Below are 25,110 nucleotides of genomic sequence, written 5' to 3' on the forward strand. Positions count from 1 at the left end.
ATTGTTGCCAAGCCAACACGTGGGCGAGACCACGGCCGTAAGGTGGGCCGCGATCAGCTCCGGTCCGATCCGGCCGGTTTTCGTATGAAGAACATCGATGAGCACATCCAGCAAGACCAGAGCGAGATAGAAGCCGCTCGTGCCGCTGGCGACATGGGCAAGGTTCGCCACCTGGAAGAGGAGCTCCAGGGGCTCAAGGAGTTCAAGGAGCACCATCCCGAGGACAGCCACGACCCCTCCCCCCTGGAGGTGTTCTGCGACCTGAACCCCTCAGCCCCCGAGTGCCGCGTCTACGACGACTGAGGCCCCAGGGACTACCCCAGAGGTTATGCCGAGGCAATGCCGAGCTGCTGCCACACCGCGGCCAGCAGCTCCGGCAAATTCCTGGCTGCCGCCGCCGAAATGGCCAGCACCGGCTGGCCACCCTGGCCCGCCACATGGCGATTCAGGATCTTGAGCTTGCTCGCCAGCTCTGTAGGTTCCAACAGCTCGATCTTACTGAGCACCACCAGGCGCGGCCGTTGATCAAGGCCATGGCCATAGGCGCTTAGCTCCCTTTCCACCACCTGCAGATCCGCCAGCACGTCGCCTGAGCTGGAATCGAGCAGATGCACCAGCAGGCGGGTGCGCTCGATATGGCGCAGGAAGTCGTGGCCCAGGCCTGCCCCCCGGGCCGCACCGGCGATCAGGCCGGGGATGTCGGCAAAGACGGTGCCATCGCCACTGGGCCTGCGCACCACGCCCAGGTTTGGCACCAGGGTGGTGAATGGGTAGTCGGCGATCTTGGGCCGCGCCGCTGACAGCACGGCGATCAGGGTGCTCTTGCCGGCATTGGGCAGGCCGATGATCCCCACCTCGGCAAGCAGTTTGAGCTCCAGCTGCAGCAGCCAGTCTTCGCCGTCCCTGCCTTCGGTGAACTTTTCCGGCGCCCGGTTGCGGTTGCTGAGGTAGTGGGCATTGCCCAGGCCGCCGCGGCCGCCCAGGGCCACCAGCAGCTCCTCGCCGGGGTCGGTGAGATCGCCGAGCAGGATTGCCGTGCGGGCGTCGCGCACCTGGGTGCCACAGGGCACCTTGATCACCAGGTGATCACCGCTGGCACCGGTGCGGCGGTTGGGGCCGCCCCGCCGCCCCTCGATGGCGGCAAACAGGCGCTTGTACTTGAAATCCAGCAGGGTCTGGAGGTTGGCATCGGCCACCAGCAGCACATCCCCGCCACGACCGCCATCGCCGCCGGAGGGCCCACCGGCGGGCACATATTTCTCGCGCCGAAAGGTGACGATTCCGTCACCCCCGCGGCCGGCCTTGACCGCGATCCGGGCCTGATCGATGAACTGCATTGCTCCAAACCTAGGATCGCGCCGTCTGAAGGCCCGTCTTGGCAGAGGTTCGCTTCCAGCAGGTCAGCAAGACCTACCCACCCCGCCGGGGGAGCGAGCCGGTGGAGGTGCTGCGCCAACTCGATCTCGATATCGAGGACGGCGAATTCCTGGTGTTGGTGGGGCCGTCGGGCTGCGGCAAGAGCACCCTGCTGCGCCTGCTGGCGGGCCTGGAACAGCCCACTGGCGGCGAGATCTACGTGGGCAGCCGGCCCGTGAGCCAGCTGCGCCCGGCCCAGCGCGACGTGGCCATGGTGTTTCAGAGCTATGCGCTCTATCCCCACCTGAGCGTGGCCGACAACATCGGCTTCGGGCTGCGGCGCAGCCGCCGGCGCAGCCTCCTGCAGCAGCTGCAGGACAGCCTGCACCTGGCCAGCCGGGGCCTGCCGCGGCGACTGCAGCTGCACTCGCCACGGGAAGGGCGCATTGCCGAGCGGATCGCCGAGGTGGCCGAAACCCTGGAGCTAGGCCAGCTGCTGGAGCGGCTGCCCAAGGAACTCTCCGGCGGCCAGAAGCAGCGTGTGGCCCTGGGCCGGGCCATCGCCCGGCAGCCGGCGGTGTTCCTGATGGATGAACCGCTCAGCAACCTCGACGCCAAGCTGCGCACCGGCACCCGCACCCAAATCGTTGAGCTGCAGCGGCGCCTGGGCACCACCACCTTGTATGTCACCCACGACCAGGTGGAGGCCATGACCATGGGCCACCGCATCGCCGTGCTCAACGCCGGCCGGCTGCAGCAACTGGGCACACCGATGGAGCTCTACCAGTGGCCCGCCAATTTGTTTGTGGCCCAGTTCATCGGCAGCCCGCCGATGAATCTGCTGCCGGTGCAGGCGATCGGCTCGGCTCAGGTGCAGCTGGGCAGCCGCAAGCTTGCAGTGGAGGGTCCCCTGGCCGAGGCGCTGGCGGCCCGCACCGGCCAGGAGCTCACCGGTGGGCTGCGGCCGGAGCACTTCCAGCTAGCTCCCGCCACCAACCGCAACCTGAGGGCCGAGGTGAGCCATGGCGAAGCCCTGGGCAACGAACAACTGCTCACCTGCCGGCTGGAGGAGGGCGGTCACCTGGTGCAGGTTCGGGTCGGCCCAGAGGTAAGCCTGCCGCCGGGGGCAAGCCTGCACCTGGATGTGGATCCCCGCGGCTGGCGCCTGTTCGATCGGGCTGGCGATGCCCTGCCCCCATCGAGGCCTCGGGCCGCGCTGCCGGAACTGAAGCTGCCGTGACGCCCAGCGCCATGCCCGTTCGATCGTTGACGCAATCACTACTGCGCTGGCCTGAGCCGGAGCTGGTGCTTCACCAGGTTTTCGGCTGGGCCGAACTGATGGCGGTGCAGCACCCCGGCCTGGAGCGGGTGGGCGTTTTCGGCAGCTACGGCCGCGGCGACGCCGGCGTGGGCAGCGACCTGGATCTGCTGTGCCCTGGTGTTCACTCCCGCCGAGCACGGTGAACTGATCGCCTCCGGCACCGCCATGGCCCGCGCGGCTCGCACCCCCTTCAGCCCGCCCAGATTTCCTCCAGCTCCAGCACCAGAGCGGGAAAGTGGGGCGCCCCATCCAGCCGGGTGGCAGCCCCGATCCGCCAGCCCTGCTTGCCATCGGCCAGCGGTCCCCACACTTCCGCGGTCCGCTCTGCTGGGATCAGCAACCAGCCCAGCTTGGCCCCGTTGCGCTGGTAGGCGGCCATCTTCTGGCGCAATGCGGTGATCCCGCGCGGGCCGTCATCGCTGGGACTGGCCAGTTCCACCACCAGATCGGGGCAGAGCGGCGCGAAGCCACGGCGCTCTGCCCCGCTGAGGGCCTGCCAGCGATCCAGGTCAACCAGCGAGACATCAGGACTGAGCACCGAGTTGTCCGGCAGGCGGAAACCGGTGGAGCTGTCGAACACCTTCCAGCCGCCGGCGGTACGCGTCCAGGCCTGAATCTGAAAGAGCAGGTTGGCGTTGCGGGCTCCTGTTTCGCCTCCGGTAGGAGTCATCGGGATCAGGGAGCCATCAGCGGCCAGCTCAAGCACGGCCTCAGGATTGGCCTGGCACAGCTCGGCGAACTGCTCCGGGTTGAGCCTCAGGCTGCCGCTGAGCGGCAGCGGCAGAGTCAGCGAGCCGCACGGTTGTTCCGGGATCAAAAGCCCAGGGCAGGGCGAGCCAGTGCAGGGCGGCTTGGGGGAGAGCGGCGCTTCGGTACTGGCTGGGGCGAGCGTCATGTCCCTGCCGAAGGATGGCCCAAGGCTAAAGGCAGCATCCCATATATCACAACATCGTCTCGGGTCTCGCGGTACGCTTTTACGTACGTTCTCCGAGGTCCGTGCGACCATTGTGTCGGCCACGGAAGCTCGCAGGCGCCTCTACGCCTTAATTGATGAGGTGGGGCAATCCCATCAACCGGTGCAGATCCACGGCAAGAGGGGGAACGCGGTCCTGATTTCCGAGGCCGACTGGCACTCGATTGAGGAAACGCTCCATCTGTTGGCCATTCCCGGGATGCGCGAGTCGATCCTGGAAGGAATGGCCACCGAAGCCTCAGAACTGAGCAGCGAACCAGGCTGGTGAGCTGGACCGTTTTATTCACCAAACAGGCTCAGAAGGATGCCCGCAAACTTGCCTCCGCCTCGCCTGCTCTAAAGCAGAAAGCCCAGGCCCTGCTTGATCTGTTGGCTGCTGATCCCTACCAACAACCACCGCCCTACGAAGCCCTGGTGGGAGATCTCAGCGGATGCTGCTCCAGGCGGATCAACATCCAACACCGGTTGGTGTATCAAGTGCTGGAGGACTTGCGCCTGGTGAAGGTGTTACGCATGTGGACTCGCAACTAATAGGCGTGACTGGCTGGGGCGAGCGTCATGTCCCTGCCGAAGGGCAGCCCCCTCACTTCACCCACACCACGCTGCAGCCCGCGCCCCCGTCGCCCTGCTCGGCATCGCTCACCCTCTCCACGTAGGGCACCGTTGCCAACCAGGCCCGCAGGCCGCCCTTGAGCTTGCCGGTGCCGATGCCGTGGATCACCCACACCGGGCCATTGGCCTGGCGCAGGCGCTCCTCCAGTTGGGCCTCCGCCTCATGCACCCTGAGGCCGCGCACGTCCACCGTGTTGCGCTCACTGCGCACAGCGGGGCCCCGGCCGCCCAGCCCCCGCTGCCCCTTGACCTGCACCTGCACCTCAGGGGGTGACGGTTTTTCGCCATGAAGCCCCTCGATCGCGGCCAGCTCCAGGGTCAGCCGCATCAGGCCGCAGCGCACGGTGAGCTCCCGGCCGTCATCGGAGAGGGCCAGCACCTCGCCGGCTTTGCCCAGCGACAACACCCGCACCCGATCGCCAACCACCGGCATCCAGCCGCGATGCTCGCGCCGCTCCGGGGTGGGGCGGTGCTGCTGCTCGAGGTGCTTGAGCCGCTGGCCGGCCTGGCGGGCGGTTTCACCCAGGGCGGCGCTGCTGGCGGCCCCCGAGCCTGAACCCTGGCGCAACCGGCGGATGATCCGCTTCACCTCATTCTGGCCCTGGCGAATCGAGCGCTCCAGCTGCTGGCGCCGCTGCTCCTGCAGCTCGGCGCTCTGCTGCTTTTGCTGCTGCCAGCGCTCCAGCAGCTCCTCATGCAGCAGCTCGGTGCGGGCCAGCAGAACAGCGGCCTCCTCGGCGGCCTCCTGCTGGCGCTGGCGCTGGTTTTCCAGCCCAGCGATCACCTGGTTCACCTCCCCCTCGCCGCGCGGCGCCAGCAGCGCTTCGGCCTCGCTCAGCACGGCGCCAGCGAGGCCGAGGCGGCTGGCGATCGCCAGGGCATTGCTGCGGCCTGGGATGCCCCACTGCAGGTGGTAGGTGGGTGAGAGGGTCTCCACGTTGAACGCCACCGAGGCGTTCTCGAAGCGCGGGTCGTTGTACTTGAGGGCCTTGAGTTCGCCGAAGTGGGTGGTGGCGATAGTCAGCCGGGCCCGATCGGCCAGGTGCTTGAGCAGGGCCGTGGCCAGGGCCGAACCCTCGAGCGGATCGGTGCCGGCACCCACCTCATCGAGCAGCACCAGGGCCGGCCCCGCCACCAGACCTTCCCCAGCCCCAGCGGGAAGGGCAGCCAGGATGCGGGCGATGCGGCGGATGTGGCCGCTGAAGGTGGAGAGGTTCTGCTGCAGCGATTGCTCATCGCCGATGTCGGCCAGCACAAGAGCGCACCAGGGCAGGCGCGGCGTGCCGCTGCAGGGCAGGAACAGGCCGGCCCTGGCCATCAGCGCCGCCAGGCCCACACTCTTGAGGGTGACGGTCTTGCCGCCGGTGTTCGGGCCGGTAATCGCCACCACCCGCAGCTCTGGGGCCACCTGAATCGTCACCGGCACCACCGGCTGACCGCCCTCGCGCTTGTGCTGCCACAGCAGCAGCGGATGGCGCAGGTCGCGCAGCTCAAAGGGGGCCGCCGAGCCGTCCAGCAGCACAGGGCGCACCGCCCCCAGCCAGGCGCCGTAGCGGGCCCGGGCCAGGGCAGCATCCAGGCGCACCAAAATCCCATGCAGCTGATCCAACGGCTCCGCCTGCTCCCCCACCAGGGCGCTGAGGGCCAACAGCACCTCACGCTCGAGTTCCCGCTCCTGCCCCTGCAGCTCCCGCAGGCGGTTGCCGAGGGAGATCACCGCCTGGGGTTCGATGAACACCGTCTGGCCCGAGGCGGAGCTGTCGTGCACCAGGCCCTTCACCTGGCCGGCGGCCCCGGCCTTCACCGCCAGCACCGGCCGGCCTGAGCGCTCCGAGATCACGCTGTCTTGCAGCAGGGGCCCGTAGCGGCGCACCAGCTCCTGCAGCCGCTCGCGCCGCTCGGCCAACGCCGCCTGCAGGCGGCGGCGCAGGGCCGCCAGCTCCTCGCTGGCCCGATCCGCCACCCGGCCGCCCTCCTCCAGGCAGTGGTGCAGGCGCTGCTCCAGCTCCGGCAGGGTGCGCAGCTCGCTCACCAGCTCGGTGCAGACCGGTCGCAGCTCCGGATCGTCGATCTGACGCCTCAGCCGCCGCGCCGCCGCCAGGGTGCCGGCCAGGGCCAGCAGCTGCTCGCCACCGGCGCAGCCGCCCTTGGCGCCCAGGGCCACCGTGGGGCTGATGTCCACCGCCCCCAGGAAACTGAGGCCGCCCTCCACCAACCCATCGAGACCCAACAACTCGGTGGTTTCGGCCAGCAGCCGTTGACTGGCGGCGAGATCGGCAGGCAGGGGCAGGGCGCGGCAGTGGCGACCACCGGCGTCGGTGCTGGCAAAGCTGGCCAGGTGGGCCGCCAGCCGCGGCCACTCCAGCAGCACCAGGGTTTCGGCGGCGATGGCGGCATCACTCACCAGCGTTGAGCGGCAGCCCCTGGGCCAAGGGGCCGAGTGATTGGGTTGGGGCCGCAGCCATGGTGATGAGACTTGCTCTGACCATTCTCGGGCAATGCACCAGCGGCAGCGAGTTTGGGCATAGGGGAGTTAAACCAACTGGAATCCCACGACAAGCAACTTGCCTACGATGAATACATGGCCAAGACGCCCCTGCTGACACCCCTACAGCGTGAACACTGGCAGCGCCGCTGGGCCAGCGAGGCCGGGCAATTGCAGCAGCGCCGCCGCCAGCTGCTGGAGGTGGCGGCGACCGTGGCGTCCGAGCTGCGTGCTCAGTGGCCCGAAGTGTCGCTCTGGCTATTTGGCTCGAGCCTGGGACCAGGCTTTCATGCCGATTCGGATCTCGATTTAGCTGTGGCACAGTTGCCGGCCGGGGACCTGATTGAGGCTTTGGATTTGGCGCAACGCTGCGCTGGTCGGGAACTAGACCGCCACAAAGCCTCGCCGGTCGCCCTCGACCTTGTGCGACTGGAGGCGTTGCCCTTGTGCTGGCAGGAGCGGATCCAGCGAGATGGCCAACCCCTGCGCTGATTGCCATGCCACCTGATCCACCCCCGCCCAGGCGACTGCGCGATCTGGCAACCGATCTGGCGGTGGAGCGCCAGCGGCTGGAAGCCCTGATCGCAAGCTTGGAGAGGCTTTCCCAGCGATGGCAAAGCGAGGGCGCTGATGCCGAGCGGGTGGATGCGGCAGCCCTACGTCTGCAAAACCTCTACACCGGCATCGAGCGCTGCCTGCTGCAGATCGTGCGGGTACTGAATGGCGGCACTCCTGAAGGTGCCGACTGGCACCGCCGGCTATTGGATCGCCTCACCCAGGCCACGGACCTAAGACCGCCCCTGTTGTCTGCCTCTACGGCTCAATCACTGGCGAAACTGCTGGGATTTCGCCATGTTGTCCGTCACCTCTACGCCGACGATCTGGATCCAGAGCAAGTGAACCTGCGGTTGGCAGGTGCCCTGGAACTCTGGCCGCGGCTAAGCGCCGATCTGGCGAGCTTCGATAGCTGGCTGAAGGAACTGATCACCATTGGAGAGGCCGGCCGCAGGCCCCTTGGAGGACTTGGTCAGCCGCCCAGGTTGGAGGGGATTCCGCCGGCGGGCTCATAGAGCATCTCCAGCCAGTTGCCTTCCGGATCCTGCAGGTAGAAGGAGGCCGTGCCGTCGCGGTGGTCGTGCACCGGACCACAGCTGTGGCCGGCCGCCAACAGGCCGGCGCGTACCTCATCCACCTCCGAGCGCTGGTGAAAGTGGAAAGCGAAGTGGGGGCCTGCGGCCCGGTAGCTTTCGCTGAGCAGGGCGATGCCCGTGCCGCCGCCTGGCCATTCCAGGTAGGCCCAGTCGGGGGCATCCCAGGTGAGTTGCAAGCCCAAGGAGAGATAGAAAGCCTTGGCCCGCTCCATGTCCTGCACCCGCAGGGCCACATGGCCAAGGCGATGGACTGGGGCCGGAGCCATGGACGCCTGTAGCAAAGAAGGCATTGTCGGGCACTGCGCCAGTCAGTGTGGTTCTGGTGCAGCTTGACCACCAGCAGCAACCAGGCCGTGCCGACAAGGGTATGCAGGGGGTAAGTCATCGATGGGGAGGGGATGACAAGGGGAAGCAGGGCGAGTCCATAGGCGGGGGGCAGGTCAGTTGCGCCAGTTGCAGGGCCAGACCAGTGACCAACACCGCCAGGAAGGCCGCCTGGGGAGAAACCCCCAGGATTTCCACCAGAATTGAACCCGCCACCGCTGCCACTCCCGTGACCAGCAACACTGCAAAGGGACGCTCCTGCCAGGGGCAGTGATGGGGCTGGGCAAGCATTTCCCAGCAGATCACAAACAGAGGTGGGTAGAGCACTACGCGCGAGCCGAGCAGCTGCACCAGCAGCAGACCCCCGGCCACAAAAATGGCCAGGGGCAGCCATGGGGAGGGAATGGGGCCATGGCCGAGAGCTAGGCGAGGTTGGGGAATGGTGCCCGGGGCCAAGCGGCTGGGCAGCACCGCCAACAGGGCCAGACCTCCGGTGCCGACCAGGATGGTGGCCGGATACTGCCAACTTGTGATCCCCAAGGCCAGGGGCAGCATCCCGGCTGAAATGGCTGGCACGATCGGCGAGCGCAGGGCCCGGATCACCAGCAAGCTCAACAGCAGGATCAGCACCACCGAAACGGGGCCATAGGGAATCGTGCGGCTGATTCCCACCCCCAGAATCGCCGTGAGCACTGGCGTCAACACCAGCAGCCGGGGCGAGCGGGCCAAGCTGCCAGCGGGATCGCTGAACAGCACCGATGCCAGGGCTCCCAGTTTCGGAAACAACAGAAGAGGGATGGCGCTGGCGTTAGCAAGGGCCGTAATCAAGGCCAGATAAAGGGCCGTTGCCAGGGTGGGCCCCGATCGCAATTGAATCAACTCATCCCTGCCTCAGCCACTGGGCCGCCTCGCAGGCGTGATAGGTGAGGATCAGATCGGCGCCGGCCCGTTTGAAGCAGAGCAGGGTTTCCAGCACCACCGCCCGCTCGTCGATCCAGCCCCTCTCAGCCGCCGCCTTGACCATGGCGTATTCACCGCTGACGTTGTATGCGGCAATGGGAAGCTCGGTTTCACCCCGCAGCCGGTAAATGATGTCGAGGTAGGCCAGGCCTGGCTTCACCATGATGATGTCAGCGCCCTCGTGCTCATCGAGCTGGGCCTCGGTGAGGGCTTCACGGCCATTGGCCGGATCCATTTGATAAGTAGATTTGTCGCCAGGGATGGGCTTGCCGGCGGCGGCCCGAGGAGCGGAATCCAGGGCTTCACGGAAGGGGCCGTAATAGGCGGAGGCGTATTTGGCGGTATAGCTGATGATGCCGATGTGCTCAAAACCCTCCTCATCGAGAGCCTCGCGGATGGCCCCAACCCGGCCGTCCATCATGTCGCTGGGGCCGATCAGGTCGGCACCGGCCCGGGCCTGGGCCACGGCCTGCTTGCAGAGCACCGCCACCGTCTCATCGTTGAGCACCACCCCCCCATCGCTGACGATGCCGTCGTGGCCATCGCAGGAATAGGGATCCAGGGCCACGTCGGTCATGATCGCCATGCCCGGATGCATCTCCTTGAGCCGGCGAATGGCTCGGGGGATCAGGCCATGCTCGTTGAAGCACTCGGCCCCGTCCTCCGTTTTGAGGCCGTCGGCCACCTTGGGGAACAGCACCACGCAGCGGATGCCCAGGTCCCAGGCGCGGCCCACTTCCTCCACCAGCCCCTCCAAGCTCCAGCGCATGGCCCCTGGCATGGCCCCGATCGGCTCGTTGCTGGCGCCCTCATGCACAAAGAGCGGATAGATGAAGTCGGCGGCGCTGAGCTGGTGCTCCCGCACCATCGCCCGCAGGGCCGGGGTGCGGCGCAGCCTGCGGGGGCGGTAGGTGAGCTCCATGGGGCCAATCTCTCTAGGGCGGATCCTAGAGACGGGCGGCCTGAATCCAACCCGCCCGGGGATCGGCACTGCGGGCGGCGCGCAACTGCTCCAGCAACTGCCGTTCCTCGGCACTGAGCTGGCCTGGCAACTTGAGCACCGGGGTGAGCAGCAGGTCGCCGCGGCCGTCCTTGAGCGGCCAACCCTTGCCCTTGAGCCGCAGGCTGCGGCCCAGGGTCATGCCGGGGGGCACCTGGACGGAGGCCTCTCCATCGGGGGTGGCCACCCGCACCTCGCCGCCGAGGGCCAGCTCATCGAGGCTGAGGGGTAGCTCGGCCCGCAGCTGGTCGCCGTCGAGCTTCCACACCGGATGCTCCTGGAGCTGCAGGTTGAGGTAGAGGTCGCCGCGGCGGCCGGTGCCGGGCTGCAGATTGCCCTTGCTCTTAAGCCGCAGCCGGCTGCCGTGCTTCACCCCCGGGGGGATGCGCACCTGCACCCGCTCGTCGTTGACGGCCAGGGTGCGCTCGGAACCGCGGAAGGCGTCGGCAAAGGAGAGGCTGATGCTGGCCTCAGCATCGAGATTCACCGCCGGGGCGCGGCCACCTCCGGACATACCGCCGGCAAATCCACCGGGAAAGCCCGAACTAAAACCGAAACCGCCCGGGGCACCGCCAGGGGCGGGCCCACCAAAACGTCCCAGCAGGTCGTTGATGAAATCGTCGAAATTGCCGTAGCGGCCGAAGTCAACGTCCACCCCGCCCGTGCCAGAGCCGCCGCCGGCCTGGCTCCAGTACTGGCCAAACTGTTCATAGCGGCGGCGCTTATCCGGGTCGGAGAGCACCTCATAGGCCTCGCTCACCTCCTTGAACTTGGCCTCGGCACCCGCATCGCCTGGATTGACATCCGGGTGGTACTGGCGGGCCAGCTTGCGAAAGGCCCGCTTGATGGCGTCCGCATCGGCGCTCCGCTCCACGCCCAGCACTTTGAAGTAGTCGCGGTAGCCGTTTGCGCCCATCGACCTCCCTATCCACCGCTAGTTGTCCATTGTTTCAGCCATGGGGCTGTTCAGCCGCAGCGCCGAAGGGCGGAAGGCCGAACGCCGGCGCCCCAACTCCCCGCTGTGGTTTTGCGCACACGGCCCGGCCAGAGCCGGCCATCAGCCGTAGCCTCCGGCCGCTGACCCGCACACCCGCACCCCGATGCCCGAGTTCGGCTCCCTGCGTTCTGCCCTATTGATCGGCCTGAGCACGGTGCTTCTGGGCTTTACGGCCACCGCCAGTGCCGCCAAAGGAGCCAACGTTCCTGGCGCCCCAACCACCCCCAGCCTCGGCGAGGACCTGGCCCCCTCCAGCCCGGAACAAAAGGCCCTCAGCGACTACCTGCGAGCCAAGGGGGCGATTTTCTATGGCGCCTGGTGGTGTCCAGCCTGCTTCCAGCAGAAAAATCTGTTTGGCAAAGAGGCCGGCAACACCCTTCCCTACGTGGAGTGCGACAAAACTGACCCAGGTCGGGCCCGCTGCCAGGCGGCCCAGATCCGCGCCTACCCCACCTGGGACCAGCCAGGCAAGGAGCGCCGCGAAGGGGTCCAGACCCTCCAGGAACTGAAGATCTGGAGCGGCTTCCCAGGAAGCACCCCCTAAAAAGCTGCCATGCAGCCATCCCAATCTGAAGCGCGTGGTCCTCTCCCCAGCCTGCGAACGCAATAAGCAGCCGCTCCTGGCCCTGCTTCAAGCCTGGCTGCCCGAGCGGGCGCGGGTGCTTGAGATTGGCTCCGGCAACGGTCAGCACGCCGCCTATTTCGGCGCGAACATCCCAGCTTTGACCTGGCAAGCCAGCGAGCGACAGGAGGGGCTGGCAATCCTGCGGGGCCAACTGGCAGGCCTGGCCCGGCAGGAGCTGGCGCCAGCTGCCGAACTGCCCACAGCAATCCGCCTCGATGTGACCGAGGCCGAACAGTGGCCTAACGGCCGCTTCGACGCCGTATTCAGCGCCAACACCTGCCACATCATGCCGGCACTGGCCCTGCCCCAGCTGCTGGCCGGAGTGCACCAGGTGCTGGAGCCCGGTGGCCTGCTGCTGCTCTACGGCCCCTTTCACGACGGTGGGGTGCACACCGCGGCCAGCAACCTCAGTTTCGATGCCCATCTGCGCAGCCTCGATCCAGCCATGGGGGTGCGGGATGCACTTGAGCTAAAGCAGCAAGCCCTCGCCGTGGGCCTGGAGCCCCTTGACGATGTGGCCATGCCAACCAACAACCGCACCCTGATCTTCAGCTCAGGGCCCTGGCAATCCAGCAGGATGTTGCCATGAGCCAACAAACATCCGCCATTGAACTGCTGGGCTACGCGGCAGCTTCCCTGACCACCTTGAGCTTCATTCCCCAGGCAATGAGAACCCTCAGCAGTGGCGACACCCGGGGGATCTCCCTAAGCATGTATGCCTTTTTCACCAGTGGTATTGCCCTGTGGCTGGTTTATGGCATTTTCACGCGCAATGGCCCTCTGATCATTGCCAATGCGATCACGGTTGTGCTCTCGGGCCTGATTCTGCAGCGCAAGCTGGAGGATCATTTAGGCGAAAAGCGCAGCAACAGCAAAGCCGGGTCTAGCAAAACCGGGAGAAAGCATAGAATTACCAGGCCGAGGACACGAGCAAGTCAATTATAAAAATAAATTACAAAGGCAAGCAATCGGCCTGGCTTAGCAAACAATAAGCCTGGGCCTAGCCAACCAAATAATCAGGAATTACGCTAAATAAAATCGCCAATGCCAAGGCGGCAAAGCAATTCTCTAGACCCTGCAAGCCGGCGAACAGATTGCTCAAATCATTGCCAGCCGAATTAGTAATCCTGTAGAGCCTTACACTGCTAAAATACAATGAATAGCAGGAATACATTGCCACCAGGAAAGACGCTACTGCAAACATAATTTCCTGCCAGTTGGCAGAGGAGGCACCCTGGAGGGCGCCCCCAGCCTTGATTACAACAAGCAAAGCGATGGCGATGGCAGCAATTCTCTGCTTGGCCACAAGCTGCCTGAACTCAACATCCTGCTTTGGAGTGAATTCAAATTGGAATTTGGCCATTAATTCAGAATTTCCCAGTAGCAGCAAGTCTAGACCAGAGTTGATCAGGCTCTGATTGAAAAAGCGAGAGCCATTGCCTGATCAAGTGCAAGTCTGCAGGGTTTGAAGGAGTTGACTCACCGGGCCCTACGGTGAATTTTTGCCCCCAGCCTCTCGCAGTGCAGCCGCATACAGCCCGCCCGCCCGTAGCCCTGGTCACCGGGGCCTCCTCCGGCATCGGCCTGGCGACAGCGCAGGCCCTACTCGAGCGCGGCTTCAAGGTGGTTGGGGCGGCGCGGCGCCAGGAGCCGATGGCCCCCCTGGTGCCTGCCGGCCTGCAGCCACTGGCCCTCGATCTGGCCAAGCCCGCCAGCATTGCGGCAGCTGCGGAGCGCCTCGCCCAGGACAACCCCGGCGGCATCGACCTGCTCGTAAATAATGCCGGCTATGGCGTCTACGGTTCGGTAGAGGAAACGCCACTGGCTGTGGCTCGCCGCCAGTTTGAAGTGAACCTGTTCGGCCTGGCGGACCTCACCCAGCGCCTGCTGCCGGCTATGCGAGAGCGCCGTTCGGGGCGAATCATCAACGTCTCCTCAATGGGTGGGCGCATCTATGCGCCGCTGGGGGCCTGGTATCACGCCTCCAAGCACGCCCTGGAGGGTTGGTCTGACTGCCTGCGGCTGGAGCTTGCCGATTTCGGCATTCACGTGGTGGTGGTGCAACCCGGCATCATCCGCACCAACTTTGCCGAAATGATGCAGGAGCCCCTGCTGGAGCGCTCCGGCAACGGCCCCTACGGCCAACTCACCAAGATTTTGCTGGAGGGCTTTGCTGACATCTACGACGCCCGCCGCAGCTCCTCACCCAACCTGGTGGGCCGCACGATCGCAGCTGCAGCCTGTGCGGCCCATCCCCGCAGCCGTTACGTGGTGGGCTATCTGGCCCGGCCCCTGCTGCTGGTGCGCAACCTGCTCGGCGATCGCATCTACGACTCGCTCACGATGGCCAACTTCCGCCGCCGCTAACTACTAAAAAGGGCCCTTCCAGGCCCCATGGATCATTTGGGTGATAAGGCTGATCTCACCCCATCTCCCTTAAAGGGTCAGGCGGCCACGGGGGCGGTCTGACGGGAGAAACGAACGATGTTATTCGCTGTTACGGATTTGCTCTTACCGAGCAGGCTTCAGTCACCCTCCTCATACCCCGTCGAAACCATTGCAGCCCCGGGAAGGGGGAATGGAGCTGAGCGGAATCGAACCGCTGTCCGAAGCACCGGTGTGGATCACCTAGTCCGACCGAAACCGGACTCCGTCATTGTGACAGCTTCAACCGCAGACCGCAGGGGTGGGCATCACCGACCAAGACACCAGCTCAATCAGCGGCGTGGCTGTGGTGCCACCGGGTCTTGAGGAAGCAGCAGCGGCCGAGCTCACGGCCCTGGGCTGTCAGGCCGGCCCACCCCTACGCCGGGCCGTGCGCTTCCAAACAAACCTGGCCGGCTACTACCGGCTGCACCTCCAGGCCCGCCTGCCCTTCCGGCTGCTGCGGGAGCTGGCCAGCTTTCCCTGCCACAGCCGCGACGAGCTCTACGCCGGTGTGCAGCGCGCCGTCGACTGGAGCCGCTGGCTACCTCCTGGTGCCAGCTTCCGGGTCGATGCCACCGGCAGCGCCCCCGGCCTCAACCACAGCCACTACAGCGCCCTGCAGGTCAAAAATGCCCTGGTAGATCTGCAGCGCCAGCAGTGGGGCGCCCGCTCCTCGGTCGACCTGGACGATCCCGACCTGGCCCTGCACCTGCACCTAGGCGGTGGTGCAGCAGCCCTGAGCATCGATGGCAGCGGCGCCAGCCTGCATAAGCGGGGCTACCGGGCTGCCATGGGCCTGGCCCCGCTCAAGGAAAACCTGGCCGCCGGCCTGATCGCCCTCACCAGCTGGGATGGCTCGGTACCCCTGGCAGATCCCCTCTGCGGCTCCGGCACCCTGCTGATCGAAGCCGCCTGCCTGGCCCTGGGCCGGGCGCCGGGGCTGGGGCGCCCCTTCGGCCTCGAGCGCTGGCCCGATTTCAACCCCCAGCTCTGGCAGCAGGAGCGCGAGGCCGCCGCCGCCCTGGCCCGGGAGACCCTCCCCTGCGGCAAGGCCCTGGCACCAATCGTGGGCATGGAGCAGGACGCCGGGGTGCTGGAGCAGGCCCGCAGCAACGCCAAGGAGGCCGGCGTGGCCGGGGCCCTCGATCTGCGCCAGGGCGACTGCCGCGACTTTGAGCCGCCGACCGGGCCAGGGATCCTGGTCTGCAACCCGCCCTACGGCGAGCGCCTCGGTGGGGGCCTCGGTGGGGGCCTCGGTGGGGGCGAGGCCCTGGAATCCCTCTACGCCGACCTGGGCCACATGGTGAAGGAGCGCTGCAGCGGCTGGAGCCTGTGGCTGCTGAGCGGCAACCCTGAACTCACCGGCGCCCTGAGGATGAAGGCGAGCCGCCGCATCCCGATCAGCAACGGGGGCATTGACTGCCGCTGGCTGCACTACGAGGTGCGCTAATCAACTAGCGCCCCAGAATCGCCCTGGTGGTCTTGCTCAGACCGGCGGTGGTCTGGGGCAGGTAGGGCCCCTTGAGCAGCTGGCCGCCCACCCGCACAAACACCCCGGCCAGCACCAGATCCAAAGCGGCCACCACCAGGGCGGCATGGATCCAGCTCAGCCCCAGGGCCGCGTGCAGCCATAGGAGCAGGGCCAGCTCGGCACCGATCAGGGCCAGCAGCAGCAGGGCCAGCCCGCCGCTGAGCAGCAGGGCACCGCTGATCAGGCGCCGCTTCTCCCGATCCACCTCCTGCAGGGCAATGCGCACGTGCAGGTCCATCACAGAAGTCAGCAGGGCGCCAACCCGGCCCGCCGCCACCCGGGCCACGCCGGGCGAGGTCGAATCCGTCATGAGGAACGCCGGCCTGAGGCCAGCAGCAGGCCCAGCAACACCCCAACGCCCGCGGCAATACCGATCGCCAGCAGGGGACGCTCCCGCACCGGCTTCTCAATCCGAGGCCGCAGGCTGGAATTGAGCTCATCGAGCAGGCTCTCCAGCTGGGCTTCGATCGGTGCCAGGTTTTCGGCCAGGCGGCTTGTCTGGCCGCCGGCCACGTCCAGCAGCTCGAGAAGCTGGTCCTTGACCACCGTGGCCGTTCGACCGGATTGGCTGGCGATCACCTCCACCACCTCATCGAAGCTGCCCCGGGTGGCCTCAAGGGCCTGGCGGGCCACGGCCGGCCACTCCCGCTGAATGGAGGGGATCAGGGTCTCGAAACGATCGCGAAAGCCCTCGGGGCTGGCGCTGTGGGGAGGCGCTTCGGCGGTCATGGCGGAGGGGGAGGCAACTCAGCTCAACCCACAACCTAAGGAGGGGGTTGAGATTTCGAAACCCTCCGCTACATTTCTGCTGCTCGGCGCACGGGCCTGTTGGTTCACATCAATCAGGTCGGGCTCACCCACTTCAAGTCGTTCGGCGGATCAATCACGATTCCGCTGGAAGAGGGCTTCACCGTGGTGACCGGCCCCAACGGCTCTGGCAAGAGCAACATTCTCGACGCGGTGCTGTTCTGCCTGGGCCTGGCCAGCAGCCGCGGCATGCGGGCCGATCGCCTGCCAGACCTGATCAACAGCGCCATGCTGCGGGAGGGCAAGGCCGCCGAAACCTCAGTGAACGTGCGCTTTGACCTCAGCGATTGGCAGCCCGACCCAGCCGAAGCGGGCCTGGAGCCCCCCGAGGAGGGCCCCTGGATCAGACCCGACCAGACCGAGTGGACCGTGAGCCGCCGCCTGCGGGTGGCCCCCGGCGGCACCTATGCCAGCAGCTTCAGCGCCGACGGGGTGCCCTGCAACCTGCAGCAGCTACAGGGCCAGCTGCGGCGCCTGCGGGTGGATCCGGAGGGCAGCAATGTGGTGATGCAGGGCGACGTGACCCGCATCGTTTCGATGGGCGCCAAGGATCGACGCGGCATCATCGATGAGCTGGCCGGCGTCGCCCTCTTCGATTCCCGGATAGAGCAGAGTCGGGCCAAGCTCGACGAGGTGCAGGAGCGCCAGGAGCGCTGTGCAATCGTCCAGCAGGAATTGCTGGGCTCCCGCCAGAAACTCGAACGCGACTGCGCCAAGGCCCGCACCTACCAAGACCTGCGCCAGCGCCACCACACGGGCCGACTACAGGAGCAAGTACTGGCCTTCGAAGCGGCCCGGGCCAACCAGGCCGCCCTCAGCCGGCGCCGCGAAGAGCTCACCGCCCAGCAACAGACAGGCCGCGAGGCCATCGCCGCCGGCGAGCAGGCGCTGGGGGCCGCCACCGCCGCCCTCGAGCAGCTGCAGGCGGAGGTGAAGGCCCTCGGCGAAGACCAGCTGATCGCCGTGCAGGCCGAACTTGCCGGCCTCGAAGCCAGTGGCCGCGAACTGGCCCGCCAGGGGGAAAAACACCAGCTCGAAGCCGAAGCGCTGCAACGCCAGCGGCAGGAACTGGCCCGCGGCCAGGGCGACCTTCGCCAGCAGCAGCAGGCCCTCGAGACCAGCTCCGATCTGGCCGAGCTGGAAGCCGCCGAGCAGGCCTGCCGCAGCGCTGAAGGCGCCGTGGAACTCTCCCGCCGCCGCCTGGGCGAAGTGGCGGGCCGCTCCGGCAGCTGGCTGGAGGAACAGAGGCAACGCAGCCTGGCCCGCCAGCAACTGGCCGAGCAGATCGGGCCACTGGAGGCGGAGCGCCAACAACTGCAAGAGCGGCTGCGCCAGCAGCAGGAGCGGCTAGCGGAGCTGGGGGCCGAGGAGCAGCAGGAGGGGATCAGCCAACAGGGCGTCCAGCAGCAGCTCGAGGCCATCGAAAGCGCCTGGCAGCAGGTGGGGGAGGCCACCCGGCTGAGGCAGCAGCAGGTGCAGGAGCTGGCCGAGGCCCTGGCCCTGCAGCAGCGCACCCGCAGCCGCCTGGAGCAGGAACAGGCCACCCTGGAGCGGGAGATCGCCCGGCTCGACAGTCGCCGCGAAACCCTGCAGGAAAGCCGTGGCACCGGCGCCCTGAGGGTGCTACTGGAGGCGGGCCTCGACGGCATCCACGGGCCCGTGGCCCAGCTCGCTGAGGTGGAGGAGCGCCATCGCTATGCGCTCGAGGTGGCGGCCGGCGGGCGCCTCGGCCAGGTGGTGGTCGACGACGACCGCATCGCCGCCCAGGCGATTGAGCTGCTCAAGCAACGCCGGGCCGGCCGGCTCACCTTTCTGCCGCTCAACAAGATTCGGGGCGGCTCCAGTGGCGGCTCCAGTGGCAGTGGCGGGGCCGCCCTGCAACGCGGTGGTGGGGCAGGGGGTGGGGCAGGAAGTGCAGGTGGTGGCGGGCTAGTCGGCAGGGCCGTCGAGCTGGTGCGTCACGAGCCGGTTTACGCGGAGGTGTTCCGCTACGTCTTCGGTGACACCCTGGTGTTCGACAACCTGGCCAACGCCAGGCGCGAGTTGGGCCGCTGCCGGGCGGTGACCCTCGAGGGCGAACTGCTCGAGAAGAGCGGTGCCATGACCGGCGGCAGCCTGCAGCAGCGGGGCGGCCAACTCAGCTTTGGTCGGGCCCAGGATGGCGACGAGGCCGAACCCCATCGCCAACGGTTGCTGGAGCTGGGCGAGAGCCTGCTGGCCTGCCGCCGCAGGGAAGCCGACCTGGGCCAGCAGCTCGAGCGCCTGCGGCCCCAGCTGCTGGAGCTCCAGCAACGTCAGGCGGCCCTGGAGGCCGAGCGCAGCGCCGCCCAGCGCGCCCTGGCCCCCCAGCAGCAACGCCAGCAGCAGCTGGGCACCCGCCTGGGGCAACTGCAGGCCACCCTGCAGAGCGATCTGCAGCGCCAACAGGAGCTGGAGGGGCTCCTCAGCCCCCTCCAGGCCCAGCGCACGGCCCTCGAGGCGAGCGAAACCGCCGTGCAGGCCTCCGGCGACGCTGCCCGCTGGCAGGGCCTCCAGAGCGAGCTGGAGTCGGCCGACTCCGCCCTGGCCGCGGCCCGCAACCAGCGCGATGGCCTGCTGGCAGCCCGACGCGAGCGGGCGCTGGTGGCCGAGCGGCTGAGCAACCAGCTCCAAGCCCTGGCGACCGATGAACAGCGGCTGGTGGCGGCCGTCAATGCCCTGGTGGCAGACCGGGCCCAGTGGAAGGAGCGGCAGCAGGCCGACCAGCAGCGGCGCAGCGCCCTGGAAAGCCAGCAGCAGGATCTGCAAACCCGCTTCGGCGAGCGGCGGCGCGCCCGCGACGCCGCCGAGGCCCAGCTCTCAGCCCAACGCCAGGCCCTGCAGCAGCAGCAGTGGGAGCTGCAACGCCTGGCTGAAGAGCTCGACTCCCTGGCCGAGCAGCTGCGCGGCGACCAACTGCGCCTCGAGCAACTGGAGCGGGAGTTGCCCGATCCCCGGCCCGAGATCCCGACTGAGGTGCGCGAGGCGGGTCTGGAGGCGTTGCAGGAAGAGCTGCGCAGCCTCCAGGCCCGCATGGAAGCCCTCGAACCGGTGAACATGCTGGCGCTCGAAGAGCTCGAGCAGCTGGAAATCCGGCTGGCGGAGCTGGAGGAGCGCCTCGAGGTGCTCAGCAAGGAACGCGAGGAGCTGCTGCTGCGCATCGAAACCGTGGCCACCCTGCGCCAGGAGGCTTTCCTGGAGGCGTTCACGGCGGTGGACGGCCACTTCCGCACGATCTTCGAGGGTCTCTCCGACGGCGAAGGTCACCTGCAGCTGGAAAATCCCGAATCCCCCCTGGATGGGGGCCTCACCCTGGTGGCCCATCCCAAGGGCAAGGCCGTGCGCCGCCTCAACTCAATGAGCGGCGGCGAGAAGTCACTGACGGCCCTGAGTTTCCTTTTTGCCCTCCAGCGCTTTCGGCCATCGCCCTTCTACGCCCTCGATGAGGTGGACAGCTTCCTTGACGGGGTCAACGTCGAACGGCTGGCAGCCCTGATCGCCAGCCAGGCCGACCAGGCCCAGTTCATGGTGGTGAGCCACCGGCGCCCGATGATCGCAGCTGCCACCCGCACCATCGGCGTCACCCAGGCCCGGGGAGCCCACACCCAGGTGGTGGGGTTACCGCCCGCGGCCTGACCGCCCTTACCCCAGCGAACCAGGTGGGCCACAATGGATCGACTGGGCCCCAGGTTCGACCCTTTCATTGACCTCCTCCATTCCCCCTTCCACCGATCTCGGAGCAGCCGCTGCCGCCCCGAGCGATCGCCTCTGGTTGCGCTCCGAGTTGATGGGCACCCAGGTGATCACCCGCGACACCGGCCGGCGACTGGGGGTTGTCGGTGAGGTGGTGGTGGATGTCGACCGGCGCGAAGTGGTGGCGCTGGGCCTGCGCGACAACCCCCTGACCCGTTTCCTGCCGGGCCTGCCGCGCTGGATGCCCCTCGATCGGATCCGCCAGGTGGGCGATGTGATCCTGGTGGATTCGGCCGACTCCCTGGCCGAGGGCTTCAACCCTGATCGCTACAGCAAGGTGATCAACTGCCAGGTGATCACCGAGGCAGGCGCCCAGCTGGGCCGGGTACTGGGCTTCAGCTTCGACATCGAAACCGGTGAGCTGGCCACCCTCGTGATCGGCGCCCTGGGGGTGCCGATCCTGGGCGAAGGGGTACTCAGCACCTGGGAACTCAGGGTTGAGGAGATTGTCAGCAGTGGACCAGATCGGATCATTGTCTACGAGGGGGCCGAAGACAAGCTCAAGCAACTGGGCTCAGGCCTGTTGGAAAAGCTGGGCATTGGCGGGCCCAGCTGGGAACAGGAGGAGCGGGAGCGCTACCGCTCAGGCATGGTGCCGGTGGAAAACCAGTTGGCTGCAGGCCAGCCCGCGGTACAGGAGCAGCGCCGCATCCAGCCAGCCACCAGCCGGGCCCTGGAAGCAGAGGCAGAACTCGACTACGTCGAGCTGGAGGAACGGCGCCAGCAGCAACCCCTGCGTCAACGCCGCTACCTCGACGAAGACGAACCCCGCTACGACGAGAGGTCTTTCGAGCAACCCAGATTCGAAGAACCCAGCTTTCCGGAGCGCCGCCCCGAGACCCCCCGCCGGCCCCTCCAGGCCGAGCCCCTGCCCCGGGCGCCCCAACGCCGCCCCGCCCCCACTCCCGCCCGAGAGCCGGTGGATGTGGAGGCCGAAGACCTGGCGGATCCCTGGTGAAGCTGGGCTGGTGAATCAGGGCTGATTTCGGGGCTGCCGGAAGACCAGCGAGGCTGAATTGACGCAGTGGCGCTGGCCGGTCGGGGCAGGCCCATCGTTGAAAAGGTGGCCCAGGTGGGCGTCACAGTTGGCGCAGCGGATCTCCGTGCGCACCATGCCGTGGGACCTGTCGGTGTGGGTGCTGATGGCGCCCGCGCTCACGCCGTCCCAGAAGCTGGGCCAACCCGTGCCGGATTCGAATTTGGTGGCACTGCTAAACAGCTCGGCGTCACAGCACACGCAGTGGTACATCCCGCTGGCCTTGTGGTTCCAGTAGGCACCGCTGAAGGCCCGCTCGGTGCCGCCCTGGCGGGCAATGCGAAATTGCTCTGGCGTGAGCTGCTGGCGCCACTGCTCCTCGCTGGTGCCCCGCGCCAGGCCGCTGTCCAGGCCGCAGGCAGAGGGGTTGGGGGGGGGGAGGTTAGGGATGCTGGCTGCGTCGGCCATGGGAGGGAACAAATACTGGCGTGAACCTTAGGAACCCAGGCCCGGGGGCAGGAGCTCCAGAACCAGCTCCGCCAGGCTGGCCACCGCCCCCGACTGGCCCCTCAAACCATGCAAATCAGCCCGCATCCCGGCGAGGCGCTCAGGGGAGCCAAGCCAATCGGCGGCCTCGGCCGCAATCGACTCGGGCGTGATCACCCCCACCCGCTCTGGCACCAGCAAGCGACCCGCAGCGATGTTTGGCGAAGCCAGGAAACCCCGGTGGCGCAGGCGCCAGGCCGTGAGCAGCAGGCCAAACCCCCAGCGCAGCAGCGGCAGCCGCGCCACCAGTCCGGCCAGCCCATCCCAGGCCTGCATCACATGCAGGTGTTGGGTGGGCAGCAGCACCAGCATGGGCACCCCCAGGGCGGCCAACTCGGCCGTATTGGCGCCCACGGTGGTGAGGGCCAGGGCGCACTGGCTCAGGGCGCCGTGGGCAGGATTTTCACGCACCAGCTGGATCGGGGTGCCGGCCGGCGTCACGAGCAGATCCGGCTCCCGCAGCCGCGGCAGCCCCGATCGGTAGGAGCTGGCAATCGGATTGGCGGGACCCGCCTGGGCAAGCAGCTCATCGATGCTGGTGGTGGGGGCGAGCGGCAACAGGAAACGGCAGCCCGGGCGCAGCGCCGCAATGCGATCGGCCGTCTCCAGTAAAAACGGCACTCCCACCCGCAACTTGGCCCGCTTGGAGCCCGGCAACAGGGCCAGCCACTCCCCTTGGGGCAACGGTGCCTCGCTGCGGGCCGACTCGGAGAGATCGGCCATCAGATCTCCCACCACCGTGCAGCGCTGCGCCCAACGGGGCGACAGCCGGGCTGCGGCCCTAGGCCCCATGGCCGCAATGCGATCGTTCCAGCGCGGCCAGCGCGCCACCCATTCGGCATAGGTGAGGTGTCGGTAGCCCAGACGCGCCGACAGCAGCACCGTCCAGAACTGATCCCCCCCCAGAAACACCACCACTCCGCGCTTTCCCCAGGGACCAAACCTCCCAGGGGAAAGCAGCAGCGACCAGAACTGGCGCGCCGGCACGATGCGCTCAAACAACCCCCACCCCGCCGCAGCCAGGTGTTCGCGGCCCGTGCCATTGGGACAGGGCACCAGCACCAGCTCCAAGCTGCAGTCCGCCGCAGCGGCGATGGGGCGCAGGGGGATGCGGCGCTGCAGGCGCTGGGCCAGGGGCCTGACCCAGGTGGACAGCTCCCCAGGGCCGTTGCTGACCAGCACGATCGAGACCGGTGGCGGCGGGGTCACCCTGGGAACCCGCTTCGGTTCAGGCAACGGCTGGCTGAAATGAAAAAGAAATGCGGATGACGAGACTTGAACTCGTAAGGCCGAAGCCACACGCCCCTCAAACGTGCGTGTCTACCAATTCCACCACATCCGCATCGATCTGGGATCACCGCAGGGCGCCCCAAGCGTGCAATATACCCATCGCTCTTCCCTGTAGCCGGTTGGTGCCGGCCGGCTTGGGAGGCACTGATACAGTCCGCTTTGGCCCATATCAGCTGAGTCGCCGCGGATGCCCATCGGCAAGTTGCTGATCGCCAACCGTGGCGAGATTGCCCTGCGAATCCTGCGCACCTGCCGGGAACTGGGCATTCCCACGGTGGCCGTGTTCAGCACGGTGGATAAAAACGCCCTGCACGTGCAACTGGCCGACGAAGCGGTGTGCGTCGGGGAGGCGCCCAGCTCCAAGAGCTACCTCCATATCCCCAACATTCTGGCCGCGGCTACCTCCCGAGGGGCCGACGCCATCCACCCCGGCTACGGCTTTCTGGCGGAAAACGACCGCTTTGCCGAGATCTGCGCCGACCACGGCATCACCTTTGTGGGGCCATCCCCCGAGGCGATTCGTTCGATGGGAGACAAGTCGACCGCCAAGGCCACCATGCAGAGGGTGGGCGTACCCACCATCCCCGGCAGCGAAGGGCTGCTCGACAGCACTGCCGACGCCGCCCGCCTCGCCGATGGGATGGGCTATCCGGTGATGATCAAGGCCACCGCCGGCGGCGGGGGCCGGGGCATGCGGCTGGTGCCCGGCCCCGACCAGCTCGAAAGCCTGTTCAAGGCAGCCCAGGGGGAAGCGGAAGCCGCCTTCGGCAACCCCGGGCTCTACATGGAGAAATTCATCGACCGGCCGAGGCACGTGGAAGTGCAGGTGCTGGCCGATCGCCACGGCAACGTGGTGCACCTAGGCGAAAGGGACTGCTCAATCCAGCGGCGCCACCAGAAGCTGCTGGAGGAGGCACCGAGCGTTGCCATCGATGCAAATCTGCGCCGCCAGATGGGTGAAGCCGCCGTGGCAGCGGCACGCACCATCAACTACGAGGGAGCGGGCACCGTCGAATTTCTGGTCGACCGCCACGGCACGTTCTATTTCATGGAGATGAACACCCGCATCCAGGTGGAGCACCCAGTCACCGAAATGGTTACCGGCGTCGACCTGATCGCCGAGCAGCTGCGCATCGCCGGCGGCGAACCCATCTCGATTACCCAGGACCAGGTAAAACTCTGCGGCCACGCCATCGAGGCGCGGATCAACGCAGAGGATCCCCGTCAGAATTTTCGGCCCGCTCCGGGCAAAATCACCGGCTGGCTGCCCCCCGGCGGCCCGGGGGTGCGGGTCGACAGCCATGTCTACACGGGCTATGAGATCCCTCCCTTCTATGACTCTCTAATCGGCAAGGTGATCGTGTGGGGCACCGACCGGCCCCATGCCCTGCGGCGCCTGCGCCGGGCCCTGTCGGAATGTGCTGTCACCGGCATCCCCACAACGATCGATTTCCACTTGCAGTTGCTGGATCGACCCGAGTTCCAGGCCGGCGATGTGCACACCAAGTTTGTCGAGCAAGACATGCTTCCTCAGACGGGTGCCTAGGCGACAGCCCCCGACCGCATCAGCACCTGGGTGATCAACCCCTGCTGCCCCACCAACAACTCGCGCACCAGGCTGAGCAGGCCCACCCAAACCACGGGGGTCACATCAACACCCCCGATCGGTTGGATCAGTCGACGGGTGGGGGCCAACAGGGGCTCGGTGGGGCCGCCAATCAAACGCATCACCCCTCGGCTCAGATCCACCTGGGGGTACCAGGTGAGCACGATCCGAAACAGAAACAACAGGGTCCAGATCGCCAGCCCGAGCCCCAAAACCAGATGGGCCCCTGACGCCAAGGAGTGCCACGACAGGTAAGACGAGGGCAGGGCCGTCACAAAGCTCTAAGCAGCTGGGTTGCCAGCGTAGGAACCCGCCCCCACTGCCTAGGATTGGGGAACGGTTTACGTTCAAA

The 25,110-nt window shown here is 67.1% G+C and carries 28 protein-coding genes and 2 tRNA genes; 15 read left to right on the forward strand and 15 right to left on the reverse strand.

Features of this window, described 5'->3' with window-relative positions; genetic code table 11:
• Positions 1–84 precede the first annotated feature (84 nt).
• Positions 85–303: a CP12 domain-containing protein gene (locus H8F27_RS04360; RefSeq protein ID WP_197153361.1), complete on the forward strand. Its 219-nt coding sequence runs from the start codon at positions 85–87 to the stop codon at positions 301–303.
• 23 nt (positions 304–326) lie between these two features.
• On the opposite strand, the gene obgE is transcribed toward H8F27_RS04360, so the two are convergent.
• Complete coding sequence (obgE, locus tag H8F27_RS04365) at positions 327–1,337, reverse strand: GTPase ObgE (RefSeq protein ID WP_197151512.1); 1,011 nt, start codon at positions 1,335–1,337, stop codon at positions 327–329.
• A gap of 38 nt (positions 1,338–1,375) precedes the next feature.
• Here obgE and H8F27_RS04370 point away from each other — a divergent pair, with 38 nt between their 5' ends.
• Positions 1,376–2,596 (forward strand): ABC transporter ATP-binding protein, encoded by a 1,221-nt coding sequence (locus tag H8F27_RS04370; protein WP_197151514.1) that lies wholly within the window; start codon positions 1,376–1,378, stop codon positions 2,594–2,596.
• A 26-nt stretch (positions 2,597–2,622) separates the two neighbouring features.
• Positions 2,623–2,820 carry a nucleotidyltransferase family protein gene (locus H8F27_RS04375; RefSeq protein ID WP_231596513.1) on the forward strand — a complete coding sequence of 66 codons (198 nt, stop codon included), beginning with the start codon at positions 2,623–2,625 and terminating at the stop codon, positions 2,818–2,820.
• Between the two features lie 47 nt (positions 2,821–2,867).
• Here H8F27_RS04375 and H8F27_RS04380 read toward each other — a convergent pair whose 3' ends face one another.
• Positions 2,868–3,572, reverse strand: coding sequence for a Uma2 family endonuclease (locus H8F27_RS04380; RefSeq protein ID WP_197151516.1), 705 nt, complete (start codon positions 3,570–3,572; stop codon positions 2,868–2,870).
• Positions 3,573–3,681: 109 nt separating this feature from the next.
• On the opposite strand from H8F27_RS04380, the gene H8F27_RS04385 reads away from it, so the two are divergent.
• Together H8F27_RS04385 and H8F27_RS04390 are read left to right on the forward strand one after the other, a co-directional pair.
• A complete protein-coding gene (locus tag H8F27_RS04385) occupies positions 3,682–3,918 on the forward strand; it encodes a type II toxin-antitoxin system Phd/YefM family antitoxin (RefSeq protein ID WP_370594490.1) in 237 nt (78 codons plus the stop codon).
• On the forward strand, positions 3,915–4,181 hold the full coding sequence (locus H8F27_RS04390) for a Txe/YoeB family addiction module toxin (RefSeq protein WP_197151518.1): 267 nt from the start codon (positions 3,915–3,917) through the stop codon (positions 4,179–4,181). Before H8F27_RS04385 ends, H8F27_RS04390 begins: the two co-directional genes overlap by 4 nt.
• A gap of 52 nt (positions 4,182–4,233) precedes the next feature.
• Here the strand turns inward: H8F27_RS04390 and H8F27_RS04395 are convergent, their stop codons facing one another.
• Positions 4,234–6,666 (reverse strand): endonuclease MutS2, encoded by a 2,433-nt coding sequence (locus H8F27_RS04395; RefSeq protein WP_370594465.1) that lies wholly within the window; start codon positions 6,664–6,666, stop codon positions 4,234–4,236.
• A gap of 177 nt (positions 6,667–6,843) precedes the next feature.
• Here H8F27_RS04395 and H8F27_RS04400 point away from each other — a divergent pair, with 177 nt between their 5' ends.
• Positions 6,844–7,239 carry a nucleotidyltransferase family protein gene (locus H8F27_RS04400; protein WP_197151523.1) on the forward strand — a complete coding sequence of 132 codons (396 nt, stop codon included), beginning with the start codon at positions 6,844–6,846 and terminating at the stop codon, positions 7,237–7,239.
• Positions 7,240–7,244: 5 nt separating this feature from the next.
• Entirely contained in the window at positions 7,245–7,817 is a 573-nt protein-coding gene (locus H8F27_RS04405) for a hypothetical protein (RefSeq protein WP_197151524.1), read from the forward strand.
• Here the strand turns inward: H8F27_RS04405 and H8F27_RS04410 are convergent.
• The 4 genes from H8F27_RS04410 to H8F27_RS04425 all read right to left on the reverse strand — a co-directional run bounded on the left by H8F27_RS04410 (position 7,775) and on the right by H8F27_RS04425 (position 11,098).
• Positions 7,775–8,164: a VOC family protein gene (locus tag H8F27_RS04410; RefSeq protein ID WP_197151526.1), complete on the reverse strand. Its 390-nt coding sequence runs from the start codon at positions 8,162–8,164 to the stop codon at positions 7,775–7,777. The two genes, H8F27_RS04405 and H8F27_RS04410, sit on opposite strands and share 43 nt — an antisense overlap.
• 115 nt (positions 8,165–8,279) lie before the next feature.
• Entirely contained in the window at positions 8,280–9,101 is an 822-nt protein-coding gene (locus tag H8F27_RS04415) for a hypothetical protein (RefSeq protein WP_231596514.1), read from the reverse strand.
• Position 9,102: 1 nt separating this feature from the next.
• The gene (gene hemB, locus H8F27_RS04420; protein WP_197151529.1) at positions 9,103–10,104 is read right to left on the reverse strand and encodes a porphobilinogen synthase; all 1,002 of its coding nucleotides are present in this window, start codon (positions 10,102–10,104) and stop codon (positions 9,103–9,105) included.
• A gap of 25 nt (positions 10,105–10,129) precedes the next feature.
• Entirely contained in the window at positions 10,130–11,098 is a 969-nt protein-coding gene (locus H8F27_RS04425; RefSeq protein ID WP_197151531.1) for a DnaJ C-terminal domain-containing protein, read from the reverse strand.
• Positions 11,099–11,282: 184 nt separating this feature from the next.
• Between H8F27_RS04425 and H8F27_RS04430 the strand changes: the two genes are divergently transcribed.
• Genes H8F27_RS04430 through H8F27_RS04440 form a run of 3 tightly spaced genes read left to right on the forward strand, consistent with a single transcriptional unit; the run spans position 11,283 to position 12,749 of the window.
• Complete coding sequence (locus tag H8F27_RS04430; protein WP_197151532.1) at positions 11,283–11,723, forward strand: hypothetical protein; 441 nt, start codon at positions 11,283–11,285, stop codon at positions 11,721–11,723.
• Positions 11,724–11,757: 34 nt separating this feature from the next.
• Positions 11,758–12,393 (forward strand): DUF938 domain-containing protein, encoded by a 636-nt coding sequence (locus H8F27_RS04435; protein ID WP_197151533.1) that lies wholly within the window; start codon positions 11,758–11,760, stop codon positions 12,391–12,393.
• Positions 12,390–12,749 carry a SemiSWEET transporter gene (locus H8F27_RS04440; protein WP_197151534.1) on the forward strand — a complete coding sequence of 120 codons (360 nt, stop codon included), beginning with the start codon at positions 12,390–12,392 and terminating at the stop codon, positions 12,747–12,749. The genes H8F27_RS04435 and H8F27_RS04440 overlap by 4 nt, the downstream gene beginning before the upstream one ends.
• A 55-nt stretch (positions 12,750–12,804) precedes the next feature.
• Here the strand turns inward: H8F27_RS04440 and H8F27_RS04445 are convergent, their stop codons facing one another.
• Positions 12,805–13,167, reverse strand: coding sequence for a hypothetical protein (locus H8F27_RS04445; RefSeq protein WP_197151535.1), 363 nt, complete (start codon positions 13,165–13,167; stop codon positions 12,805–12,807).
• 158 nt (positions 13,168–13,325) lie between these two features.
• On the opposite strand from H8F27_RS04445, the gene H8F27_RS04450 reads away from it, so the two are divergent.
• On the forward strand, positions 13,326–14,171 hold the full coding sequence (locus tag H8F27_RS04450; protein ID WP_197151536.1) for an oxidoreductase: 846 nt from the start codon (positions 13,326–13,328) through the stop codon (positions 14,169–14,171).
• Between the two features lie 212 nt (positions 14,172–14,383).
• Here the strand turns inward: H8F27_RS04450 and H8F27_RS18115 are convergent.
• Positions 14,384–14,473: transfer RNA gene (locus H8F27_RS18115), tRNA-OTHER, on the reverse strand.
• A 23-nt stretch (positions 14,474–14,496) separates the two neighbouring features.
• Here H8F27_RS18115 and H8F27_RS04460 point away from each other — a divergent pair.
• The gene (locus H8F27_RS04460; RefSeq protein WP_370594491.1) at positions 14,497–15,681 is read left to right on the forward strand and encodes a class I SAM-dependent RNA methyltransferase; all 1,185 of its coding nucleotides are present in this window, start codon (positions 14,497–14,499) and stop codon (positions 15,679–15,681) included.
• 4 nt (positions 15,682–15,685) lie between these two features.
• On the opposite strand, the gene H8F27_RS04465 is transcribed toward H8F27_RS04460, so the two are convergent.
• Together H8F27_RS04465 and H8F27_RS04470 are read right to left on the reverse strand one after the other, a co-directional pair.
• A complete protein-coding gene (locus H8F27_RS04465; protein WP_197151538.1) occupies positions 15,686–16,072 on the reverse strand; it encodes a phage holin family protein in 387 nt (128 codons plus the stop codon).
• Positions 16,069–16,491, reverse strand: coding sequence for a DUF883 family protein (locus H8F27_RS04470; protein WP_197151539.1), 423 nt, complete (start codon positions 16,489–16,491; stop codon positions 16,069–16,071). The genes H8F27_RS04465 and H8F27_RS04470 overlap by 4 nt, the downstream gene beginning before the upstream one ends.
• Positions 16,492–16,590: 99 nt before the next feature.
• Here H8F27_RS04470 and smc point away from each other — a divergent pair, with 99 nt between their 5' ends.
• Positions 16,591–20,223 carry a chromosome segregation protein SMC gene (smc, locus tag H8F27_RS04475; RefSeq protein WP_197151541.1) on the forward strand — a complete coding sequence of 1,211 codons (3,633 nt, stop codon included), beginning with the start codon at positions 16,591–16,593 and terminating at the stop codon, positions 20,221–20,223.
• Positions 20,224–20,290: 67 nt separating this feature from the next.
• Positions 20,291–21,298 (forward strand): PRC-barrel domain-containing protein, encoded by a 1,008-nt coding sequence (locus H8F27_RS04480; protein ID WP_197151543.1) that lies wholly within the window; start codon positions 20,291–20,293, stop codon positions 21,296–21,298.
• 15 nt (positions 21,299–21,313) lie between these two features.
• On the opposite strand, the gene msrB is transcribed toward H8F27_RS04480, so the two are convergent.
• The 3 genes from msrB to H8F27_RS04495 all read right to left on the reverse strand — a co-directional run bounded on the left by msrB (position 21,314) and on the right by H8F27_RS04495 (position 23,204).
• Positions 21,314–21,784, reverse strand: coding sequence for a peptide-methionine (R)-S-oxide reductase MsrB (msrB, locus tag H8F27_RS04485; RefSeq protein WP_197151544.1), 471 nt, complete (start codon positions 21,782–21,784; stop codon positions 21,314–21,316).
• Positions 21,785–21,811: 27 nt separating this feature from the next.
• A complete protein-coding gene (locus H8F27_RS04490) occupies positions 21,812–23,071 on the reverse strand; it encodes a glycosyl transferase (protein ID WP_197151565.1) in 1,260 nt (419 codons plus the stop codon).
• Positions 23,072–23,122: 51 nt separating this feature from the next.
• Positions 23,123–23,204, reverse strand: a tRNA-Leu gene (locus H8F27_RS04495).
• A gap of 135 nt (positions 23,205–23,339) precedes the next feature.
• Between H8F27_RS04495 and accC the strand changes: the two genes are divergently transcribed.
• Complete coding sequence (gene accC, locus H8F27_RS04500) at positions 23,340–24,698, forward strand: acetyl-CoA carboxylase biotin carboxylase subunit (protein ID WP_197151567.1); 1,359 nt, start codon at positions 23,340–23,342, stop codon at positions 24,696–24,698.
• Here the strand turns inward: accC and H8F27_RS04505 are convergent.
• Complete coding sequence (locus tag H8F27_RS04505; protein WP_197151569.1) at positions 24,695–25,033, reverse strand: YggT family protein; 339 nt, start codon at positions 25,031–25,033, stop codon at positions 24,695–24,697. The two genes, accC and H8F27_RS04505, sit on opposite strands and share 4 nt — an antisense overlap.
• Positions 25,034–25,110 lie beyond the last annotated feature (77 nt).

The sequence above is a fragment of the Synechococcus sp. CBW1108 genome, assembly GCF_015840335.1.
GTDB lineage: Bacteria > Cyanobacteriota > Cyanobacteriia > PCC-6307 > Cyanobiaceae > Cyanobium_A.

Excerpts from the sequence above, each read along its gene's own strand:
- H8F27_RS04360 (WP_197153361.1), top strand. The coding sequence starts at position 85 with ATGAAGAACATCGATGAGCACATCCAGCAAGACCAGAGCGAGATAGAA.
- obgE (WP_197151512.1), bottom strand. The coding sequence starts at position 1,337 with ATGCAGTTCATCGATCAGGCCCGGATCGCGGTCAAGGCCGGCCGCGGG.
- H8F27_RS04380 (WP_197151516.1), bottom strand. The coding sequence starts at position 3,572 with ATGACGCTCGCCCCAGCCAGTACCGAAGCGCCGCTCTCCCCCAAGCCG.
- H8F27_RS04400 (WP_197151523.1), top strand. The coding sequence starts at position 6,844 with ATGGCCAAGACGCCCCTGCTGACACCCCTACAGCGTGAACACTGGCAG.
- H8F27_RS04405 (WP_197151524.1), top strand. The coding sequence starts at position 7,245 with ATGCCACCTGATCCACCCCCGCCCAGGCGACTGCGCGATCTGGCAACC.
- H8F27_RS04410 (WP_197151526.1), bottom strand. The coding sequence starts at position 8,164 with ATGGCTCCGGCCCCAGTCCATCGCCTTGGCCATGTGGCCCTGCGGGTG.
- hemB (WP_197151529.1), bottom strand. The coding sequence starts at position 10,104 with ATGGAGCTCACCTACCGCCCCCGCAGGCTGCGCCGCACCCCGGCCCTG.
- H8F27_RS04425 (WP_197151531.1), bottom strand. The coding sequence starts at position 11,098 with ATGGGCGCAAACGGCTACCGCGACTACTTCAAAGTGCTGGGCGTGGAG.
- H8F27_RS04430 (WP_197151532.1), top strand. The coding sequence starts at position 11,283 with ATGCCCGAGTTCGGCTCCCTGCGTTCTGCCCTATTGATCGGCCTGAGC.
- H8F27_RS04440 (WP_197151534.1), top strand. The coding sequence starts at position 12,390 with ATGAGCCAACAAACATCCGCCATTGAACTGCTGGGCTACGCGGCAGCT.
- H8F27_RS04445 (WP_197151535.1), bottom strand. The coding sequence starts at position 13,167 with ATGGCCAAATTCCAATTTGAATTCACTCCAAAGCAGGATGTTGAGTTC.
- H8F27_RS04465 (WP_197151538.1), bottom strand. The coding sequence starts at position 16,072 with ATGACGGATTCGACCTCGCCCGGCGTGGCCCGGGTGGCGGCGGGCCGG.
- H8F27_RS04470 (WP_197151539.1), bottom strand. The coding sequence starts at position 16,491 with ATGACCGCCGAAGCGCCTCCCCACAGCGCCAGCCCCGAGGGCTTTCGC.
- msrB (WP_197151544.1), bottom strand. The coding sequence starts at position 21,784 with ATGGCCGACGCAGCCAGCATCCCTAACCTCCCCCCCCCCAACCCCTCT.
- accC (WP_197151567.1), top strand. The coding sequence starts at position 23,340 with ATGCCCATCGGCAAGTTGCTGATCGCCAACCGTGGCGAGATTGCCCTG.